The organism is Streptomyces bugieae, from assembly GCF_036352915.1.
Taxonomy (GTDB): Bacteria; Actinomycetota; Actinomycetes; order Streptomycetales; family Streptomycetaceae; genus Streptomyces; species Streptomyces endophytica.
Window position 1 is genome coordinate 1 of the sequence record NZ_JAZBJP010000130.1, and the last position, 467, is coordinate 467.

The following is a 467-nucleotide window of genomic DNA, read 5'->3' on the forward strand; positions in this document are numbered from 1 at the left end:
CTCCATCAGTGCATCCACCTTTCCGCTGCGCAGGGCTTGGATGGAGTCGGCGACGGCTTCGAACAGGCTGGGCTTGGCCTGTGGGAACTCGGCTTCCAAGATGGTGGCGGGCACACTGCCGCGGGTCGAGGCCACGGTGCGGCCGGCAAGGTCGTCATAGCGCCGAATCGGACTGTCCGCGGGCACTACGACCAGCTGTCCCTCGGACGCATACGGCCGGGTGAGCGCGACCACCTGGGCCCGCTCGTCGAGGTTGGTCAGAGCGGCGATGATGACGTCGGCTTTTCCGGTCTCCAGCATGGGAATTCGGCTCGCGTTGGTGGCACTGACGAATTCCACGCTGGCGCCGAGTGAGTCGGCGAGTGCTCTGGCCTTGTCGATGTCGAAGCCTTCGTAGTTGCCGGAGCCGTTCATCACGCCATAAGGAGGTGCATCTGCGAAGACTCCGATGGTGATCTTCTTGGAGG

The 467-nt window shown here is 64.0% G+C and carries 1 protein-coding gene; it reads right to left on the reverse strand.

The features are described from left to right. Positions 1 to 467: substrate-binding periplasmic protein (locus tag V2J85_RS40525; protein WP_330824379.1), on the reverse strand; the 467-nt coding region annotated here is incomplete at both ends.